The organism is Shewanella vesiculosa, assembly GCF_009994065.1.
In the GTDB taxonomy this organism is placed as follows: domain Bacteria; phylum Pseudomonadota; class Gammaproteobacteria; order Enterobacterales; family Shewanellaceae; genus Shewanella; species Shewanella vesiculosa.
Window position 1 is genome coordinate 47,157 of record NZ_JAACSD010000006.1, and the last position, 19,898, is coordinate 67,054.

The 19,898-nt window shown below is 42.4% G+C and carries 13 protein-coding genes; 10 read left to right on the top strand and 3 right to left on the bottom strand.

Annotated features, from left to right (window positions below):
- Positions 1–207: 207 nt before the first annotated feature.
- A complete protein-coding gene (locus GW828_RS06260) occupies positions 208–771 on the bottom strand; it encodes a mechanosensitive ion channel family protein (RefSeq protein WP_124017294.1) in 564 nt (187 codons plus the stop codon).
- A gap of 151 nt (positions 772–922) precedes the next feature.
- Here GW828_RS06260 and GW828_RS06265 point away from each other — a divergent pair, with 151 nt between their 5' ends.
- The 9 genes from GW828_RS06265 (at position 923) to GW828_RS06305 (ending at position 14,844) form a co-directional block, all read left to right on the top strand.
- Positions 923–1,666, top strand: a complete 744-nt coding sequence (locus GW828_RS06265) for a spermidine synthase (protein WP_124017295.1) — start codon at positions 923–925, stop codon at positions 1,664–1,666.
- Positions 1,667–1,920: 254 nt separating this feature from the next.
- The gene (ahpC, locus tag GW828_RS06270) at positions 1,921–2,490 is read left to right on the top strand and encodes an alkyl hydroperoxide reductase subunit C (RefSeq protein ID WP_124017296.1); all 570 of its coding nucleotides are present in this window, start codon (positions 1,921–1,923) and stop codon (positions 2,488–2,490) included.
- Between the two features lie 112 nt (positions 2,491–2,602).
- Complete coding sequence (gene ahpF, locus GW828_RS06275) at positions 2,603–4,168, top strand: alkyl hydroperoxide reductase subunit F (protein ID WP_273058372.1); 1,566 nt, start codon at positions 2,603–2,605, stop codon at positions 4,166–4,168.
- Positions 4,169–4,638: 470 nt separating this feature from the next.
- Positions 4,639–6,258, top strand: a complete 1,620-nt coding sequence (locus GW828_RS06280) for a methyl-accepting chemotaxis protein (protein WP_273058370.1) — start codon at positions 4,639–4,641, stop codon at positions 6,256–6,258.
- Positions 6,259–6,601: 343 nt separating this feature from the next.
- Positions 6,602–10,315 (top strand): ATP-binding protein, encoded by a 3,714-nt coding sequence (locus GW828_RS06285; RefSeq protein ID WP_273058368.1) that lies wholly within the window; start codon positions 6,602–6,604, stop codon positions 10,313–10,315.
- Entirely contained in the window at positions 10,315–10,968 is a 654-nt protein-coding gene (locus GW828_RS06290; protein WP_124017300.1) for a hypothetical protein, read from the top strand. The genes GW828_RS06285 and GW828_RS06290 overlap by 1 nt, the downstream gene beginning before the upstream one ends.
- Positions 10,965–12,185 (top strand): phosphoenolpyruvate carboxylase, encoded by a 1,221-nt coding sequence (locus GW828_RS06295; RefSeq protein ID WP_124017301.1) that lies wholly within the window; start codon positions 10,965–10,967, stop codon positions 12,183–12,185. The genes GW828_RS06290 and GW828_RS06295 overlap by 4 nt, the downstream gene beginning before the upstream one ends.
- Positions 12,186–12,282: 97 nt before the next feature.
- Complete coding sequence (locus GW828_RS06300; protein WP_273058366.1) at positions 12,283–13,278, top strand: DUF7281 domain-containing protein; 996 nt, start codon at positions 12,283–12,285, stop codon at positions 13,276–13,278.
- Between the two features lie 309 nt (positions 13,279–13,587).
- Complete coding sequence (locus tag GW828_RS06305; protein ID WP_182755700.1) at positions 13,588–14,844, top strand: dicarboxylate/amino acid:cation symporter; 1,257 nt, start codon at positions 13,588–13,590, stop codon at positions 14,842–14,844.
- 167 nt (positions 14,845–15,011) lie between these two features.
- On the opposite strand, the gene GW828_RS06310 is transcribed toward GW828_RS06305, so the two are convergent.
- Positions 15,012–16,187 (bottom strand): tetratricopeptide repeat protein, encoded by a 1,176-nt coding sequence (locus tag GW828_RS06310; RefSeq protein WP_182755698.1) that lies wholly within the window; start codon positions 16,185–16,187, stop codon positions 15,012–15,014.
- A 220-nt stretch (positions 16,188–16,407) separates the two neighbouring features.
- Positions 16,408–17,400: a class 1 fructose-bisphosphatase gene (locus GW828_RS06315; RefSeq protein WP_124017305.1), complete on the bottom strand. Its 993-nt coding sequence runs from the start codon at positions 17,398–17,400 to the stop codon at positions 16,408–16,410.
- A 174-nt stretch (positions 17,401–17,574) separates the two neighbouring features.
- Here GW828_RS06315 and GW828_RS06320 point away from each other — a divergent pair, with 174 nt between their 5' ends.
- On the top strand, positions 17,575–19,878 hold the full coding sequence (locus GW828_RS06320; RefSeq protein WP_273058363.1) for a S9 family peptidase: 2,304 nt from the start codon (positions 17,575–17,577) through the stop codon (positions 19,876–19,878).
- Positions 19,879–19,898: the final 20 nt, after the last annotated feature.

Genomic DNA, 19,898 nt, shown 5'->3' on the forward strand with positions numbered 1-19,898 from the left:
GTCTGAGTATAAATATGGGCTTAAATAAAGCAGGCATTACTCTATTCGATACATAAGCCCAGTTAATGTTAATAAGATTATGTATCGATTCTCTACTTATACGGCATCGGCATTATTAAGCTGAAATTATTGTCAACATGGCTAAGCCAGCAGAGCATGAGTTGCTATCAGTCAGATATGAATCACACCACTGGGTATAGCTAAAGATTACTTAAGCCATTTTGCTCTACTTGCATTAATCTTCGCCTTGGTTTTGTTGCTTGTTGCAAGTGAACTAGGGTGGCGTGGTTCGGGTAACTTAATCACCGCTTTTTGGAGCATCAAGCTGTTAGGGTAAGTCATCACATCGCCGATATCCCGTTTGATCAATACGTGAAACAAACTGATTTCGACAATAATGCCACTCATATCCTCTTCTTTATCGACAATTTTTATGCGATCGCCAATTCGATAAGGAAATGCAAAAAAGATCAATACACCAGCAGTGATGTTGCTCAATATCGACCATTGAGCAAATAGGGCCACGCCTAATACCGCAAAGGCTGAAGACACAAATAGCGACACCTCTTGATAACCTAAACCTAATGACACCGCCATGACGGATATCGTCACAAAAAACAACAAATAAGAAATTAAACGAGTAATTAAACGGCTACGAACCTCGCTGACTTGTTTCTTTTGTGCTTGCTGACGGATCCATTTTTTGACCTGTCGCTGGGCTAGAAAGAACACCGCCAAATACAAAATTATCATCAATAAATGGTTAAACATGTCGATTTCCTATCTGGTCGTATTAATTTAATTCTGCGAGTTATCTGTATCACTTGTCGCCAACTTTATACTGTATTCTGGGGTATAATAAGGTTTTAAAGTAGAAAAATCTTGCTGTCACGTATTGGCGAGACTCCTCACAGAGTGAAGTATGTCTGATTATAAAGTATTGCACGTCGACGGTGATCGGTTTGGTGATTTTTGTGTGCTCGACGATGGCGACTATCGGGTCTTATCATTTGGTGATAATGATGAGCAAAGTAAGATGGATAAGAGTCAACCTCATGTACCGCAACATACTTATGTTCAGGCCATGTTAGCAGTGCTGTTATTCAGCCAACCCAAAAGTGTGATTATTTTAGGCTTAGGTGGTGGTGCACTCGTGCATTCCCTTAGGCATTTTGATGCAGCGATTAAAATTACTGCAGTTGAATTACGCCAACAAGTTATTGAAGTGGCTAAACGCTTTTTTCAATTACCTTTAGGTAAAAAACTGACCATAGTGCACCAAGATGCCTATGTCTTTTTAGCCCAAGCAGAGCATAAAAAAGTCGATGTTATTTTTGCTGATATCTACAGCGACAAAGGTGTAGATAAACAACAGTTGTCTAACCAATTTATTCAGCAAACAAAACAGCTGCTTAAAACGGATGGCTTTTTAGTATTAAATTGTTGGAAAGAACACAGTCGAGACTTACAGTTACGTGACACGCTTCATGAGCATTTTAATCAAGTCTTTGCTTGTTTAACCGGTGGTGGGAATTGGGTGGTATTTGCCACCAATAAAGCCAATTGTTTTTCTGCCGCAAATAATAAGCAAGATTTACAAGCCCTTTCACAAAAGCTCGATATTAACGTTAGCCGCGTGCTGACACGATTTGGTCCTTGGGAATAACATCCACCAATAAACATCATTAATCGAGTACCAGCTTTAAAGCGTACTCGGTGTTGATGATTTATACCCTTCATACAAATACACTCTCAAAGATAGTTCAATATAAAAAACCGATTAGGGTGATAGTTTTTATCCGTTATACTTAGTTAGCCTCCATCGCTATTATAGCTACATCAGATGACGAGCACAGTTTGTTTATCATCACCGAAACCATATTGGTATCGGGTTTACTGTAAATCTAAATGGAGCATGACATGACACAATCTATCATCAATAGCACTATCAAACCGTTCAAAGCAACTGCATTCCATAATGGTGCTTTCGTTGACGTTACTGAACAAGATTTATTAGGTAAATGGGCAGTAGTGTTTTTCTACCCAGCTGACTTCACTTTCGTATGTCCAACTGAATTAGGCGACATGGCTGATCATTATGAGAAGCTACAGGCAATGGGCGTTGAAGTTTACTCAGTATCAACTGACACTCACTTCACTCACAAAGCTTGGCATTCAAGTTCAGACACTATAGGTAAAATTACTTACCCAATGATAGGTGACCCAACTGGCGCAATCACTCGCAACTTTGGTGTGATGATTGAGGAAGACGGCTTAGCACTACGTGGTACTTTTGTGATTAACCCAGAAGGCCAAGTTAAAGTAGCTGAAATTCATGACCTAGGTATTGGCCGTAGCGCTTCTGAACTAGTTCGTAAAATTCAAGCTGCACAATATGTTGCAACTCACGATGGCGAAGTATGTCCTGCAAAATGGCAGCCAGGTGAAGAAACATTAGCTCCTTCAATTGACCTAGTCGGTAAAATCTAACCACTAAGATAACCCTTAGGTTAGGAATATCATCTCCAGCTAGTCGGTGTTCCCCCGGCACTGACTAGCATCTTGTAAATTCATCGATTATTTCCCATTTTTAGGAGTTGTTATGTTAGATGCGAATGTAAAAAATCAACTGAAAACCTATCTGCAAAACCTCAAGCGCCCAGTTGAACTTGTCGTATCTGCAGATGACTCAAACAAAGGCAAAGAACTCACCAGCCTAGCCCAGGACATTCTTGACTCATCAGATCTAGTCTCTGTGACTTATCAGCAAGGTCAACGTACACCAAGTATGAGTGTGATTAACCCGCAAGCTGCAACTAATATCACCTTTGCAGGTTTGCCAATGGGCCATGAATTTACCTCACTGGTGCTAGCACTATTACACAGCGGCGGCCATCCGATTAAGTTGGATGCGGATATCATTGAGCAAATCCGTCAGCTACCAGGTGAATTCCATTTTGAAACCTATATTTCGTTAAGTTGCCAAACTTGTCCTGAAGTGATCCAAGCACTTAATATGATGGCAGCAATTAACCCAAACATTACTAACGTGATGATTGACGGTGCGTTATTCCAACAGGAAGTGAGCGATCGCAATATCATGTCAGTGCCATCAGTATTTTTGAACGGCGAAGCCTTCTCTGTGGGCGCCATTAGCGTTGTTGAAGTACTGAATAAGTTAGATAAAAATGCCGCAAGCAGACAAGCCGAGCAGCTTAATAAAAAGTCGGTTTTTGATATGTTAGTTGTCGGCGGTGGTCCAGCAGGTGCCGCAGCGGCCATTTATTCAGCTCGTAAAGGGTTAAATACCGGCATAGTTGCTGAAAAGTTTGGTGGCCAAGTGGCCGAGACGGTCGGTATTGAAAACTTTATTTCAGTGTCTAAAACCGAAGGTCCAAAACTGGTGGCGAACCTTGAAGCTCATGTTAAAGATTATGACGTCGATATTATGCAAAACCAACGTGCGTTGAGTTTAGCTAAAAACGGTCTGCTTAATGTGACGCTTGAAAGTGGCGCCACCTTAAGCAGTAAAACGATTATCTTAGCAACCGGTGCGCGTTGGAGAGAAATGAATGTCCCTGGTGAACAAGAGTATCGTAATAAAGGCGTAGCGTATTGCCCACACTGTGACGGTCCGTTATTTAAAGGTAAGCGAGTTGCGGTTATTGGCGGCGGTAACTCAGGTATTGAAGCGGCTATTGATCTAGCAAACATTGTCGAACACGTCACTGTACTTGAGTTTGACAGTAAATTACGTGCCGATGAAGTGCTACAGCGTAAAGCTAAATCAATGGGCAATATTACGATAATTACCCAAGCCATGACCACGGAAGTTAAAGGTGATGGTACTCGTGTAACCAGTTTGGTTTACACCGATCGCGCCAGTGGTGAAAGTCATACCGTAACCTTAGCCGGTATCTTTGTACAAATTGGTTTAGTGCCTAATACCGAGTGGTTAAAAGGTGTGGTTGATATGACTCCTCGCGGTGAAATTATTGTCGATGAGCGTGGTCAAACATCAATTCCTGGTGTCTTTGCTGCGGGTGATGTCACTAATATCCCCTTTAAGCAAATCATTATTGCTATGGGTAGCGGCGCCACAGCATCATTGGGAGCATTTGATTATTTAATAAGACATTCAGAAGAAGCTGATGTTCAAGCCGCATAAAATGTTGCAACAGCCATTTAATGAGGTGCTGTAATCGCCTCAATGAACCAAAACAGCCCGCTTTTGCGGGTTTTTTGTTGTTATATTGATTTATAGTCTTTAAGTGAGTGGATTTACCGTCTATAAATAAGCACAAACAAGTTGATACATTAGAAAAATTTCAAGTATATTGATGTTAGGCCGATATTGATTTACACCGATATACATTGAAAACTTCGTGATTTACAGCAACAAAAATTTATACTTGGTTAAGATTAAATAAAATTATGCTCTTATTATCAAAGATGCTTATAACAATAAAACATATAGTTAATTGACTAAAGAATAGCGTTAAGCGGTATTTTTACAGCACATACAAACTCAAGGAGCGAGCACAGGCATCAATAGCCTTAATAACGATATTTTGGTCGCTGCATTAAGAAGTTTTACGTTTGCTTTATCTTCATTTGATTATCGCTTAGGGGCGAAATATGAATTGGTTTAGTAACATGTCGATCTTTAAAAAGGTAGGACTGATTTTTGTCTTATCAGTGATTATTTTTGCCGTTAACCTTGGCATCAGCACAGTTGCGATTAATAAAAACCGTGACACATTATCTTTCATGGAGACCAAAGTTGCACAGCGTGTTGAGCTTGCAAATCAAAATGTCATATTTGTCCAACGATTAGATGAGTTGTATACCCAATCAGTATCCTTTGCCGATGAAGATTTGCTCGGGAACGCCATGAAAACCTTTTCTTCACTCAAAGATAACTTAACCAATCTATCAACTATTGATCAGCCCGAAAGTGCATTGTTATCGCAATTATCTAACAGCCTAGACGAATACAATACCATGACACTGTCACTGGCAAGGGGAATGCTAGACGGTAATATTGATATGGCTGATGTAGGGCAAATTAGTCAGAAAAAAGCCAAAATATTCGAAAGCTTAACGAATGGGATCACGGCTTATAAGGCCGATAAAGTGGCAGAGTTTAGCTCTACTATTAAAGAAGCGGGTGACCGCTCTGAACAGAGTTTATACCTGTCATTGGGCATAGGGGTCGCATTATTGGTCTTTATGGCTCTTTCAACTATTTCAATTGCGCGTGCCATTAGCGGCGCTGCGGGTGATGTGGCCAACTCATTAGGTGAATTAGCTGACGGTAAAGGCAATTTACGTCACCAACTGACGGTTGTCGGGACTGATGAATTAGGGCAGGTATCAAGCAACTTTAATCGATTTTTACGCTTACTTGCTGAGTCAATTCAAAGCGTTGTGAGTGTGACTAAACCATTGTTAGACAGCGCATCATCGCTAAAAGAGCGCATGGCGGTTGCAACTAAAGCGACTAAGCAACAAAGTCACGATGCTAAAACTGTGCATATGTCGATGGAAGAAATGCGTCATTCAGTCAATGATATTTCACACAGTGCCCAACAAGCGGCTGAAGCTGCACAAGTTGCTGAACGTGAGGCAACGGAAGGTTTAGCAGTAGTACAGCGCACGGTGAGAATTTCACAAGAACTTAATTCAGGTATTGAACTCGCATCAAATTCTATCAATGAGTTAGCCAAAGATACCGAAAGTGTTGGCTCTATTTTGAACGTGATTACCTCTATTGCAGAACAGACCAACTTGCTCGCGTTAAACGCTGCCATTGAAGCCGCCAGAGCGGGAGAACATGGACGAGGCTTTGCCGTGGTTGCTGATGAAGTTCGTGCACTGGCGTCTAAAACTGCCGACGCGACTAAAGAGATCCGTGGCGTATTAGAAAAGCTTAAAGTAGCGGCTGAATCATCGGTTAGCACCATGGATGTGGCCATTGCTAAGTCTTCAGAAAACGAGCGTTATGCCAAAGATACCGGTGCAGCATTAAGTTCAATTCAATCTAAAATTGTCAGTATTAACAGTATGAATACTCATATAGCAGCAGCCACAGAACAGCAGTCTTTAGTTGCTGCACATGTTGCCAATAACGTAGTTGAAATGAATGCTTCATTTGATCAAACACTGGGTATTCTTGCACAAGTGCAGGGGATTTCAGAAGGATTAGATGGGTTTGCTAATGAGCTTAGCCATGCGACCTCACAATTTAAATTGTAACGTTAATCTTAATATAAAATGCTCAGCTAAATTTTAGTACCGCATAACAAAAAACGCAGAGAGAAATCTCTGCGTTTTTTGCTTTATTGCAGCGAAAAAAGATCTTATTTACCCCCAAACTTGAGCACATTTATGCGACATAAACCGTTTCTGCTTGTTTGCTGCATTGTTAGCCGCCATTTTTGAATTATTTAGCGTATTATAAAGCCAATTTTTGTGGGTGAAAATTGCCTCTAGGCCGCGTTTGTTTTACTTTATTGACATTGAAAAAACAGACGTTATTTTTTCATCCGTATTTTGCTTTTTAGTCACTGTAATGTGAGCTGTTTGGAAAAGGATTATCATGCCAAGCTTGATTAGAATCGTGTTAATTAATACCCACCTACCGGGTGTGGTCGAACTGTTATTAAGTGGTCACACTAATATTTGCGGTACCAATGCCTCGGGTAAAACAACCTTACAACGTCTGGTGCCGGTATTTTATGGCGAATATCCAAGCCGAGTGGTGCCTTCAACACGTGACAGTTTTGAACGTTGGTATTTACCCCATGATTCAAGCTACATTATCTATGAATATCAAAAAGATGATGGATTACTTTATCAAGCTGTTTTAGCCTCAGCAGGTGACGGTAAAGGGGTTAACTACCGCTTTATAGCCCGCGGTTTTGAGTTAGAGCATTACATTAAGTCACGTAATGGCGACACCATTATTTGTCATTCAATGGCAGAGCTTGGCCGTGAAGTAAAACGTGATGGAGTTGCTCATACTAACTTGTTAAATACCCGCGAGTTTCGCGCGATCATTCAAAACGATCGCAGCTTGCTGAATACCGGCAGTAACCGCAATGAGTTGCGCACTTATGCGCGTCAGTTCTCCTTGTGTGACGGCGACCATAGCTTGCGTCATATCGAAAAACTCGCCAAAGCAGTGCACTCGAAAGAGGGCAAAATGGAAACGGTTAAATCAATGATCGCAGCCATTTTAGAGGAAGATGGTGTTAACCCGCCGACTTCTAGACTCAATCCGCAACGAGTAGAAACCTGGATCCGTGAAAGCCAGCTGGTGCAAGGTTTTGAGCAAATCCGCCCAGAATATGACAAGCTCGAACAAGAATTTAATCAGTTATTAAGTGCCGAGCTACGCTTGGCCAGTTTATCGCGCGGTTATCGCGCTGATGAAACCTTAGAGTCTGAGCGCCAAGACCGTAATCAAACTCATGGCAAAGAGTTAAACCTCAAATTGCGCTTGTTAGATGAAGAGTGGAAAGATGTTCGTGATGAGCTAAACCAAGAATTATCAGCAGCAAAAGGCGATTCTGGTAAGTTTGAAGATGAACTCAATGCCATTGAAGATCAGCACGCCGCTTTTTTAGATGCCGATATTGAACAAGCCAAAGCAGACCTTGATAATTTGCCGAATTGGCGCAGTGATGTTGAAAATCTTAACGAACGTCATAAATTACAAACCGAAAAACACCAAGACATCGAAGCGGCTTTTAATGCACGTCGCAGTAAAATTGCTGAGCAATTACATCGTGAACTTGAAGTCTTACATCTTGAACAAGACGCTCAACGTGAAGCCCGCGATAAGCAGCGCGAACTCGCCAATGACGACCTTGCTAAGTTAGAACTGCAATGGCGTGAACAAACCGATGTGGGTAAAGCAACATTCAGCGAACAAGAATATCAACTCAAATTAACTGCTGCCGAGCTCAAACATCAAGTGGATGGTGTGACTTATACCGAAGATGAAAAAATGCGCCTAGCCATTTTTGATGAGCGTATTAGTTTGGCCGACGAAGAGCAAGAAACCTGCAATCAAAAGGTCGATCGCTTAACCACTGAAGAACGTAAACAACGGGCCAAACGCGATCAAGCGAATGAAGCGCTGCGCATTGCCACGATTCGTGTCAGCGACAGAGAAAATGCCAAAGAAGAACTGCACCATATGCTGTTCCCGCAGTCGCATACACTATTGGAATTTTTGCGAAAAGAAGCCCACGGTTGGGAGCACACCTTTGGTAAGGTTATCGCTCCAGAGTTGTTGCATCGCAGTGACTTACACCCAAGCCTAACCCAAGACAGCAGTGAAGCCCTCTTCGGGGTGAATCTCGACCTTAAAGCGATTGATGTTCCCGAGTATGCCGCAACAGAGCAAGATTTGCGTATTCGCTTAGCCAAAGCAGAAGACGCATTGCAAAGCGCTCAAGAAATGCATGCAGAAGCGGAAGATCAGCTGGTTGCCATGAATGCAGCGCTCGATAGTATTACCCGTGAGCTGACCTTTGCTCGCACAGCCTATAAAAATAGTCGTGAAGACTTGCGCCGTTTATTTGATGAAAAACGTAACGAACAACAAAAAATTAATCAAGCAGTAACCGATCGCAAAGCAGATTCGAGCAAAAGATTAGTGCAGCTTGAGCATGAGCTTAAGCAACTTCATAATCAGCATCTTGGTTGGTTAACAGAGCAAAAAGAGCAGGCGCTGGAAGCGCGCATGGAAAAAAATGCTTATTGGCAAGAAGTGGTCGGCGTCATTGATAATCAATTGGGGCAAATTAAAGCCAATATTGAACAACGCCGCGCTAATGCTAAAACCGAACAAAAGGCCGGTGAAACCTGGTACAAAAATGAGCTTAAGTCACGAGGTGTTGATGAAGGCACTATTTTGGCGCTTAAAAAGCAAATACGCGATCTTGAAGCCAAAATTAGTCATGCCGAACAACGTCGCAGTGATGTGCTGCGTTTTGATGATTGGTATCAGCATACTTGGTTGGTGCGTAAGCCAAAATTGCAAACTCAATTAGCCGATGTTAAGCGTGCTACGCTGGAATTAGAGCAACAATTAAAAGCGAAAACCACAGAAATTAAGCAACGTCGTGACAGCCTAGAAACCGACCGTAAAGCTTGTGATGCTGCCCAAGTTGAGGCCTCTGAAAACCTCACTAAACTGCGTGCAGTGATGCGCAAACTCGCAGAGCTTAAACTGCCCGGCAACAATGATGAAGCGACCGGCGGTATTGGTGAACGTTTGCGTCAAGGCGAAGATTTATTGCTAAAACGCGACTATTTAATGGGTTCAGTGAAGCAATATGTTGAGCACTTTGATTCGGTTATTGCCAGTAAATCAGGTTCAAGTTTAGCCGAGTTTTGGGAACGAGCCCGCGATGAGTCGAGCTTTGTCAACGATAAAGGCATTCGTTTACTTGACTACCGTAAGTTGGTGCCTCAGCTTGAACAGCTACTGAATGTGATGGTGCCGCAATCGTTAATGGCGATTCGTGAGCAAGGACGAATTTTTGGTATCGACTTAACCGCGTTTTATGATGTATTAACTGATATCGATCGCCGTATTGCCAGCCAAAGCGCGCGCATTACCCGTGAAGTGGGCGAGGAGTTATTTCTTGATGGCGTATCAGAATCTGCGGTCCGTATTCGCTCGCGCATTAGTGAACTTGAATTTTGGCCCGAACTTGAAGTGTTTGTTAAAGCCTTTAAGGCTTGGAAAGCAGATGGTTTTAGTCAGCTACCAGACGAGCACTACACTAACTCAATGCGCCGTGCTTTAGACATTATTGGTCGCGCAGCATTAACTGGCGGCATAGCCAAACTGCTCGAAATTGAGCTGCGATTAAAAGAAGGTAACAGCGACTTAATTATTCGTACCGATCGCCAATTAAACGAATCGTCTAGTCATGGTATGGCCTACCTAATTTTATGTAAATTCTTATTAGCGTTTACTCGTTTATTACGTGGCAAAGCCAATGTGACCATTCATTGGCCCATCGATGAGTTAGGCACTTTGCATCACACCAACGTGAAGAAAATTTTCGATGCCTGTGAAAACAATAATATTAGTGTATTAGGCGCATTTCCGAACCCAGAATCTGAAGTGTTAAATCTATTTGCTAACCGTTATATCATTAATAAACAAACTAAAAAATTGCAAGTGGTGAAGCCAAAAACCAACCCATTAGCGGCACGTTTATCACAACGGAATGCTGAAATGACCCATACCGACACCAGCATGACTGAAACTGCTAAGGAGCACATCTAATGTCAGATTCGACTGAAACAACCTTAGTAGGTACTGGTGCGTTAATTGAGCAACTGCTGCGTGGTGAATTTGTTTGCCGTGTGACTAACGAAGACGGCTGGCGCGCCCTAAAGAATAATAGTACTCGTGACCGAGTTGAAACCTATCTGAATCAAATTAATCGTACCGTTGCCAGCGCTGGTGAAGGCGAAGTGTTTTTTTGCGGCTATTTGCAGCTGGGCGAAGTGGAACGTAAAGTGATTTCGTCGCAGTTTAAAGATATTTGCGCCGCGCTTATCCCACTGGTGGAATGGTTAGTTCTGGTGCAAGAAGCCAGTGGTCAAGATGCGCCTTTAAGCGAAGGTGCCCCTATTCGCTTAACCGACTTACAAGCACGGATTGAAGACACGCCAGCTTTCAGAGAACAGCTGACTAAGTTGAGCCATTATCGATTATTTGGTTCAAGCAGTACTAACGTTGATGGCCAAATTAAGTTGGTGTTTAAGCGGTTAGTGGAGCTGGGTTATTTAACCAAACCCAATAGTGAAAAACAGATTTATATCGCCACGGGTAAACTCGATTATTTGTACGAAGTGATCCGTTTTATTGATGAAACCGAAGGGCTAAGTCTTGAGGCTCAAGCCGAAACCGCGACCCAAAGGGATCTTATATGAGCAGCAACTTACACCAAGCTGGGGTAAAGCTGCTCAAACAACTTGGGCGGCATGCCGACGTCATTATGGATGCCTATTTAGCGGGGTCGATTAGCGATACTGCCCATGATAGCGGCGTTATTGAAAAATTAAGAAAAAGTGGCATTTTATGGCGCCCTGAGCCCGATCAAGAACTGCGCTTAAAGCGTTCAGTGCGGGCATTATTGGAAGAAGCCTTAAGCGATGAGCGCAACAGACAAATTGATGCTAACGTCGGTTCGGCGCTCGCTACGATAAAAACCTTAGCCGATCACTATAAAGAAGCGCGCCGCGATGTTGATTTTAGCGCAGCGGAAGCCTATTTAGCTGATCTAAATGAGCATGTGTACAGTTTTACAGACAGTTTACGTTATTCAATCCGAGTGTTGTGGAGCCGCATTAATAATGAATTTGGCTATGTAGGCACCATAAGCGCGAAAATTCGCGAAAACGAATTAGCTCAAAGCCAAGTATCAGAACTGCTCAACGGTTTAGACATGTTCCAATTTAGCGAGCTAGGTGAAATTGCTGGTGATATCCGCGAACTGCGCCGCTTATTAATGACGAGCTTGCAAGAAACCTTAAGTCAATGCACTCAGGAATTAAGCATTGTGCAAGCGCGATTGTACGAGTTATTGGGCCGGTTTAGACAAATACAAGGACGCACCAGATTACTAAAAGGCTGGTTATTACACACCAGCATGCATCCAGATTATCAACCTGAAAACCATGTGGTGCATAAAACAGTACCTGTATTGTTCAACTGCGCTGAAGCCTTGATAGCCCCCGCGAGTGTTGATGTTGCTAATCCGCATCATGAACTTGAGCTAATGAGTTTGGTCGCGCAAGTGAAAGCCATCAGCCGTGATTCATTACCGGCCATGCTGCGTGAACACAACGTGACCTTTGAAATGGGTGACAGTGAAGATTTTGATATCCCTGAAAACCCACTGAAAATTGCTGTTGATGAGTATTTCTGTGAAGTGATTGATTCAGGTCTGCGTCAATCGGCGCTCAGTTACCTTACAGAGAAACAATTGCAGTGGGATGCAGAAAGTTGGCTATATCAGGTGATTGGTGGCTATGAAGGCTTAGCTGATGAGCATAAGAATTACTTTGAGCTTGAACCTATAGGAAAGCCTGACCCGGTATATAGTGGCAACTTTGTCATTCACGATGTTGAACTTTGGTTAGCGTAACTTTGCCGTCATTTCGTTGGCCATTAAGCTTGTCGGCGATCAATATTGTTAACGTGTAATAAACTGAAACGATCAATATAAAAGATGAAGAGTCTAGATGGCGAGTATCAGTAAACATCACTTGCAAATGTTGGCTCGCGCAGCAAAACAACGATTGCCGCGAGTGCCATTTAATGCCGGTTGGCAACATATTTATCGTCTATGGCAAATAGGTGAAACCGACGGCGCCCAAAAGCAATTGTACTTAAGCGTTAACGATCATCAGTTACTGCGACAAATGGCACAAATCGATACCGGCCTAGATATTCTAGCGCTAGACTTTGATGTGACACGCCAACAAATGTCGCAGCAAAGCGCGAATGAGAAATACGCCAATATTGCGCCAGAAGCCGACTATCTGCTGCTAAAGTTAGCCCCACCGTTATGCCAAGGCCTATTGGCCGAGCATGATTGCGCACTAAGACTTAAGGTTGATCGTGCCGTTAACCTTTGCGAACAGCTCGCCATTAACTGCATTATGGTGGTGGAAAACTTAGACAGTTTTGATAACGTTTTCCAGTATCAGTTTGATCAATCTATGACTAAGCTTATGGAACGGTGCATGGTGGTGTATCGCGGCAGTCATCATTATTCCCCCGCTGGACGCAAACATTTCTTAGGTTTGATTGATCCTGCCAAGGTGCAAGTGATTGCGTTTACCGATTTAGATCCCGCCGGGTTAATGATTGCCCATAGCCTAGATCATTGCCAACACCTCGTTGTTCCTCAATTAGCCCTCAGTGCACCCGCAACATTACTGGCATTGCCGCAAATCAATTCAGCGACAGATTTTTATAAGCAGCAGCGTCAGTTAGCTTATATCAATGAAACTATCGCGGCTAAAAATAACCCTGGTGAATACCTTGGGTTACAGCCATCGCCTTTAGTCAATCGACTTATGCCGAGTTCATCGACCTCTGATGTCATTGATGGCAGCAAAGGCTTAGCAGTAGATTGGGATCAATTAGTGGCTTGGGTGGCACGCTATCATGTCAGTATTAAGCAACAACATATGCTGGCAAAAAAGCTCATCTTGTCGTTATTGCGCTTTTAGAGGTTATAAGCACTGTCCATTTATGGCATTTGAGCCAGCATAAATCAGTGTTGAAGTTATGATAAATGGTTTTCTGCGATAAATATGTCCTTACTTACTAATGTTTTGATTGTCTAATCGTATGTTTATTATGGCATTTATAATTATTTCGATATGAAGTCTGTAAAAAGTGGTCAGCTTTGTTCAGATGATGATTGAATTATCTTTGTCTATGTCTCAGTATCACTGCGCTCGAATAAAAAAAATGCCTAGGATTGGGTATATTAATAATAATTAGCAACTAATGTTGCATTTCGAATGGGAAAAAATATGACAAAATCACTTTCTGCACGGATCTTTATTGGTCTATTTCTCGGGGTTGTGCTGGGCAGTATTGTGCAGTTTTTATTAGCCGATAATGCTTTTTTTGGTGGCACATTAGTGACTCTGGCAAGTGGTGTTGGCACCATGTTTGTTAATATGATCATGATGCTAGTCGTGCCACTGGTGTTTGTGAGTATTGTTTGTGGTGTGTGTGAATTACAAGATTTAAAAAGTTTTGGTCGTTTAGGCGGTAAAACCTTTGGTTTTTATATTATTAATACCGTGATTGCTATTTTAGCTGCCTTTACCGTTGCTATGATATTTGAACCTGGTAAAGGCGTGGATATGTCGAGCAATGGCTCGCTGGATATTACTGCGACTGAACTGCCAGATTTAATGTCGTTAATTGTGAGTATTGTGCCAAATAATCCTTTTTCAGCTTTTACCTCTGGCAATATGCTGCAAGTGATATTTATGGCGCTATTAATGGGCGGCGTGATCAAGTCAATGGGCGCATCTGTTGAAGGTGCGGTGAAAGGATTTCAAACTGCCAATAAAATCATGATGCGTTTAATTTCAGTGGTTATGAGTTTAGCGCCGTACGGTGTGTTTGCCCTGATGTTTAAATTAGGTGCAACCTTAGAGCCTGAAATTTTTGTCAGTGTTGTCGAGTATTTAGTGCTTATTTTGGCATTGTTGTTGATATGGATTTTTATCGTATATCCATATTCTGTCAGTTTATTTACCCCAGTTTCAGCGAAAACCTTTCGCGAGAAAACCCAAGAGCAAATTTTATTTTCGCTATCAACAGCCAGTTCAAATGCGACAATTCCAGTCACTATGCGCACACTGACAGACAAGTTAGGGGTGAGTAAAGCGGTTGCTGGTTTTGGTGTACCGCTTGGTGCAACCATGAATATGGGTGGGGTATCGATTTATATCACTATTGCGATTTTCTTCGTTGCTAATGCCTTTGGGATGCCTATCAGCAATGAGCAAATCCCGTCGTTACTGTTTAGCGTGTTTTTATTGTCAGTAGGTGCGGGTGGCGTTCCTGGCGGCGGCATGGTGATGATTGGGGTGTTGATTTATCAATTAGGTTTACCAACAGAGGCATTTGTTATTGTGGCTGCATTGGATCGTATTATTGATATGGTGCTGACATCATGTAACGTGGTGGGTGATACTGCGGTATTAACTATTGTCGATCAAACTGAGCAAGTACATCAGCTTGAGGCGGCAAAAGCTGCTGAAGAAGCATAGCCATAATCGAGTGATCATCATGGTGATTTAGTTGTTGATAAACATGGCCTGCACAAGCAGGCCATTTTTATGTTTAATGTTTTTACGCAAACGATGTGCTGAGGATTGTATCGTTGGGATTTTCTATTCAAACCTATGGCTAGAATGGTTAGCGATACTATAAGACCTTATCTATGCTGCATTTTATTTTCAATTTTAGACATAATCTTTAATGTAGATGTTTCTAAATCATCTAAACGGCGATGCGCAACCAGTTCATAAGAGCGATTAATATATCGATAAGCTTGCGGGTAGTTATGTTCAACCATTTCTAATTCCGCTAAATCGTTGAGCGCTTGTGTTTGCCCTACGGGGTAGCCCATCATTTTATGATATTCAATGGCTTTTTTAAATTGCTCTCTGGCATCAGCATTACGGCCGATGCGCTGATTTATCACACCAGCAAGCTGTGATATATAACCCAGCGTTAGCCAGTCTTGCACTTTTGCAGCATTAGTTTTGGCGATACTAAGCACGCTTAGTGCGTGTTCTATCTTATTGGTTTCAGTGTAACTTTGGGCTAAGAGTAATCTGAACCTGGCCAGCTCTCGTTCATCTTTTTGGCGAGAAGCTTCAATGATTGCGGTAGTCAATGTGCTATTCAGTCGTTGATATTGATGTCGCTGTAATTGAATCATGGCAAGTAGGCGCTGAGCGACTAAGTTATCGGGCGCAGTATCTATCAGCGCAGATAATTGCTCCTCTGCTGCGACGCTATCACCACCTTGCATCAGAGCTATTGCGTGAATTAGTTGTGGCGGGCTAAAACGTGAAGCGAATTGCTCTGTGATTTTACTGTGCTGTGGATGGACCTGTTGATTAATTAACTCGGCTGCAGTGAGCAATGCTTGCTCTATGCTCGCTACATTAACGACATCACTTTCACTACTGTGTTGTTGGTGTAGTGTAAAGGCTAATTGGTATTGATTATTAGTGCCTTTAATACTTGATTCAATCACCAAGACTGCGCCAGAAATCGCCATAATTTGCTGAATATCGGCAGCTTTATCTGAGTGCTTTCTAGAGATAAGCGAGATGATATTGATAATATCCTCAGTTTGCAGCAAGGGGTAATTAACCCCTAGATTGAGTTGATGGATAAGCATATCCATCGCAGCATAGCGATTCCATTGTGGTTCAATCTTGTCTGATGTGAGGTTTACCGGGAGCACTAAAACCGTACCATTTTGTAAATATGCTGGTTTAGTTAACGTGAGATAGACATAACATCCTAGGCTGATAAGCAGTAATACTACAATAGCTGCAATATATGTCTTTTTATTCGATGAGCTGACTTGCTGCATCGCTATAGTCCATTATCAATATTGAATAAATTAACTTAGAGGTTATTTAAGTTATTGTAAAGAAATGCTTCTTTCTCTCCGTACTTAGGGGGTGAACTTAAGGTTTTATCGATGGTAAGTATCTAATACTCAGACTTAGAAGATTGATGCTGATGGACTTTGTTTACTTAGCGCCCCAGACTAAAAAACCGCCCAAAGGCGGTTTTTTTAATGGCTCAATTTAGTCGATTGATGGCTCTTCGCTGTAATCAATACCGTGGTAGCTCAAGCAAGTATCGACTTCGTTGGCGCTACCTAAAATCACCGCAACACGCTGATGAATGGCTGTTGGCTCAATATCCAATATGGTTTCGTAGCCTGTTGAAGCCTTGCCGCCCGCTTGCTCAACGAGCAATGCCATTGGGTTCGCCTCGTACATTAAGCGTAACTTAAAAGGTTTTTCAGGGTTTTTATTGTCTGTTGGGTAAGTAAAAATACCACCACGGCATAATACGCGATGCACATCACCTACCATGGCGGCAATCCAACGCATGTTAAATGATTGCTCGCGTGGACCAATTGAACCGAGTAATAAGTCGGCTATATAGGTTTGCATTGGGGCTTCCCAAAAACGTTGGTTTGACATATTAATGGCAAACTCCGCAGTGTCTGGGGTGATTTGTACGTTATCGTCGGTCAGTAAAAACTCTTGGCTGTCGGGAGCTAAAGTATAAAACTGCGTACCATTACCCGTCGTGAGTGCCATCATGGTTGATGGTCCATATAATACATAACCGGCTGCCACTTGCTTGCGACCAGCCTGTAAAAAACTTTGCTCGTTTAAGGCTCCGTCTGGTGCTGGTAATACAGAGAAAATGGTACCGACCAATGAGTTTATATCAATATTTGATGAGCCATCGAGTGGATCAAAACACACCAAATATTCTCCATTAGCACTCACTTCAACCACATAATCTTCTTCTTCAGAGGCTAAACCACGAACGTGACCGTCGGTTTTTAGCGCATCTTTAAGCATGTCATTAGTGATGACATCGAGTTTTTTCTGAGTTTCGCCTTGAATATTTTCTTGTTCTGTCGCGCCTAAAACACCGGCTAATGCACCGTGACGAACAGCAACACTAATGGCTTTTGAAGTGTCAGCTAAGGTTAACAGTAATTGTGCTAAAGACGTATTTACGGCTTGTGCGCTAAGGGTTTGTGCCAAAGTCTGCATGATTTTTCCTATGAGATTTTGCGAAGTTAAGGTCGAGGTAATTCATTCTTATCAGTTATATGCAAATCATACCCCACAATGACGCTAATTTCAGCGATTGTTATCTGGGGTTTTGGTTTTGCTGTAAATTAAGGCAGAATGTGGGCGGATTGAATTGCCCAAGGATTAATAATAATGACAATAACATGGAAGCATCATGCTTTAGCGGCAGTGTCTGCCGTACCATTCCTTTTGACCAGCGCGGTTTTTTCCGCAACAGCAACCGCTAAAGGCAGCATCATGAACTCATCGACTACCGCAACATTGACGGCGATACAAGGTAACACTACGCCACTCACTATTGAGCGTATTCATGCCTCTCCCGCATTGGCGGGTTCAAGCCCTCGTGGATTAGCACTATCCCCAGACGGCAAGCGAGTTACCTATTTATCGAGCCGAGCAGATAATCAGCATTTTTATGATTTGTGGCAAATGGATATTGCTAGCGGCAGACGTAGCATCTTGATTAATGCAGACCAATTAGAAGGGGGAGAACTGTCTGATGAGGAAAAAGCCCGCCGTGAGCGTCAACGTATTTATGGTCAAGGGATCATGGAGTATTTTTGGTCGCAAGACAGTGCAAGTATTTTAATTCCTGCCGCAGGTAAGTTGTATTTATATCATGTTGCCAATAATAAAGTCGCTGAATTAGCTACCGGAGAAGGCTTTGTTACCGATGCTCGTTTATCTCCAAAAGGTCACTTCGTGTCGTTTGTGCGCGATCAAAATTTATATGTGTTGTCGTTACAGACGCAAAAAGTGATCGCTTTAACCACCGACGGCAAAGGGCCGATAAAAAATGCCATGGCAGAGTTTGTCGCCCAGGAAGAAATGGATCGCATGACTGGTTATTGGTGGGCGCCAGACGAGTCGGCGATTGCTTTTACTCGCATTGATGAATCAGGTGTCGAGTTAGTCACTCGTAATGAAATATATGCCGAAGGGATTAAATTAACTGAACAGCGTTATCCTTATGCAGGTAAAGCCAATGTTGAGATAGCACTTGGCGTCGTGACCTTAAAAGATCGTAGTATTAACTGGATCGATTTAGGCAAACAAAAAGACATGTATTTACCTCGTGTCGATTGGTTGCCAGATAGCCAACATGTGTCATTTCAATGGCAAAGTCGCGATCAACAAACGCTCGATCTTCGCATTGCTTCGATAAGTACACCGAAACAAGCTGAAACCGTGATTGAAGAGCGCAGTAAAGCGTGGATTAACTTAAACAATGATCTGCACTTTCTAAAGCAACAAGCTGCCTTTATTTGGGGATCTGAACGTGATGGTTTTAATCATCTGTACTTATTTGACTTGCACGGTAAGCAGCTTAAACAATTAACCCAAGGTGATTGGGCTGTAGATGCACTTGAGTTTGTTGATGAAGCTACTGGGTGGGTGTATTTTTCTGGTCGTAAAGACAGTGTGGTTGAGCGTCACTTATACCGCGTTAATCTTAATGAAGGCATGGATTCAATTGAGCGAATTAGCCAAGCATCGGGTATGCATGAGGCGGTCTTTGCGGATAAAAAACCCGTTTATTTAGATTACTTTAGTAGCTTGCAGCAACCACCACAAATTAGTTTACACAACGATAGTGGCAAACAACTCGCTTGGGTTGAGCAAAATGAGATTGATAAAAATCATCCGCTTTATGATTATGCCGGATTATGGCAAATGCCTGAGTTTGGCCAACTAAGAGCTGAAGATGGTCAAGCACTCGAGTACCGATTGTTTAAACCAGTGCCTTTTGATGCCGCTAAACAGTATCCGGTTGTGGTGCGCGTATATGGTGGACCGCATGCTCAGTTAGTGGTCAACAGTTGGAGCGAAGCCGATTATTTTACTCAATATTTACTGCAGCAAGGTTATGCAGTATTTCAATTAGATAACCGTGGTTCAGCGCACCGAGGTACTCAATTTGAACATGTGATTTATCAAAACATGGGTGATGCCGAAGTGAACGATCAAAAGGTAGGTGTTGATTATCTGCGTAGCTTACCCTTTATTGATGGGGACAATGTGGCTATTTATGGTCACAGCTACGGTGGTTACATGGCGTTAATGAGTCAGTTTAAGGCACCAGGTTATTTTAAAGCGGCGATATCGGGTGCGCCAGTAACTGATTGGCGTTTGTATGACACTCATTATACCGAGCGTTATATGGGCAACCCTGAAACTAACCAACACGGTTACGATGCCAGTAGTATTCTACCTTATGTGAAAAACTATCAGTCGGGTTTATTGATGTATCACGGCATGGCAGATGACAACGTCTTGTTTGAAAATAGTACCCGAGTCTATAAAGCATTACAGGATGAAGGTAAATTGTTCCAAATGATGGATTATCCTGGGTCTAAGCACTCTATGCGCGGCGAGAAAGTCCGAAATCATTTATATAAAACATTAGCAGCGTTTTTAGATCAACAGTTGAAATAATCGTTTCGCTGACTATTATT

Bases quoted from the DNA above. Each gene is read 5' to 3' on its own strand.
- GW828_RS06260 (WP_124017294.1), bottom strand. From the start codon at position 771: ATGTTTAACCATTTATTGATGATAATTTTGTATTTGGCGGTGTTCTTT.
- GW828_RS06265 (WP_124017295.1), top strand. From the start codon at position 923: ATGTCTGATTATAAAGTATTGCACGTCGACGGTGATCGGTTTGGTGAT.
- ahpC (WP_124017296.1), top strand. From the start codon at position 1,921: ATGACACAATCTATCATCAATAGCACTATCAAACCGTTCAAAGCAACT.
- ahpF (WP_273058372.1), top strand. From the start codon at position 2,603: ATGTTAGATGCGAATGTAAAAAATCAACTGAAAACCTATCTGCAAAAC.
- GW828_RS06280 (WP_273058370.1), top strand. From the start codon at position 4,639: ATGAATTGGTTTAGTAACATGTCGATCTTTAAAAAGGTAGGACTGATT.
- GW828_RS06285 (WP_273058368.1), top strand. From the start codon at position 6,602: ATGCCAAGCTTGATTAGAATCGTGTTAATTAATACCCACCTACCGGGT.
- GW828_RS06290 (WP_124017300.1), top strand. From the start codon at position 10,315: ATGTCAGATTCGACTGAAACAACCTTAGTAGGTACTGGTGCGTTAATT.
- GW828_RS06295 (WP_124017301.1), top strand. From the start codon at position 10,965: ATGAGCAGCAACTTACACCAAGCTGGGGTAAAGCTGCTCAAACAACTT.
- GW828_RS06300 (WP_273058366.1), top strand. From the start codon at position 12,283: ATGGCGAGTATCAGTAAACATCACTTGCAAATGTTGGCTCGCGCAGCA.
- GW828_RS06305 (WP_182755700.1), top strand. From the start codon at position 13,588: ATGACAAAATCACTTTCTGCACGGATCTTTATTGGTCTATTTCTCGGG.
- GW828_RS06310 (WP_182755698.1), bottom strand. From the start codon at position 16,187: ATGCAGCAAGTCAGCTCATCGAATAAAAAGACATATATTGCAGCTATT.
- GW828_RS06315 (WP_124017305.1), bottom strand. From the start codon at position 17,400: ATGCAGACTTTGGCACAAACCCTTAGCGCACAAGCCGTAAATACGTCT.
- GW828_RS06320 (WP_273058363.1), top strand. From the start codon at position 17,575: ATGACAATAACATGGAAGCATCATGCTTTAGCGGCAGTGTCTGCCGTA.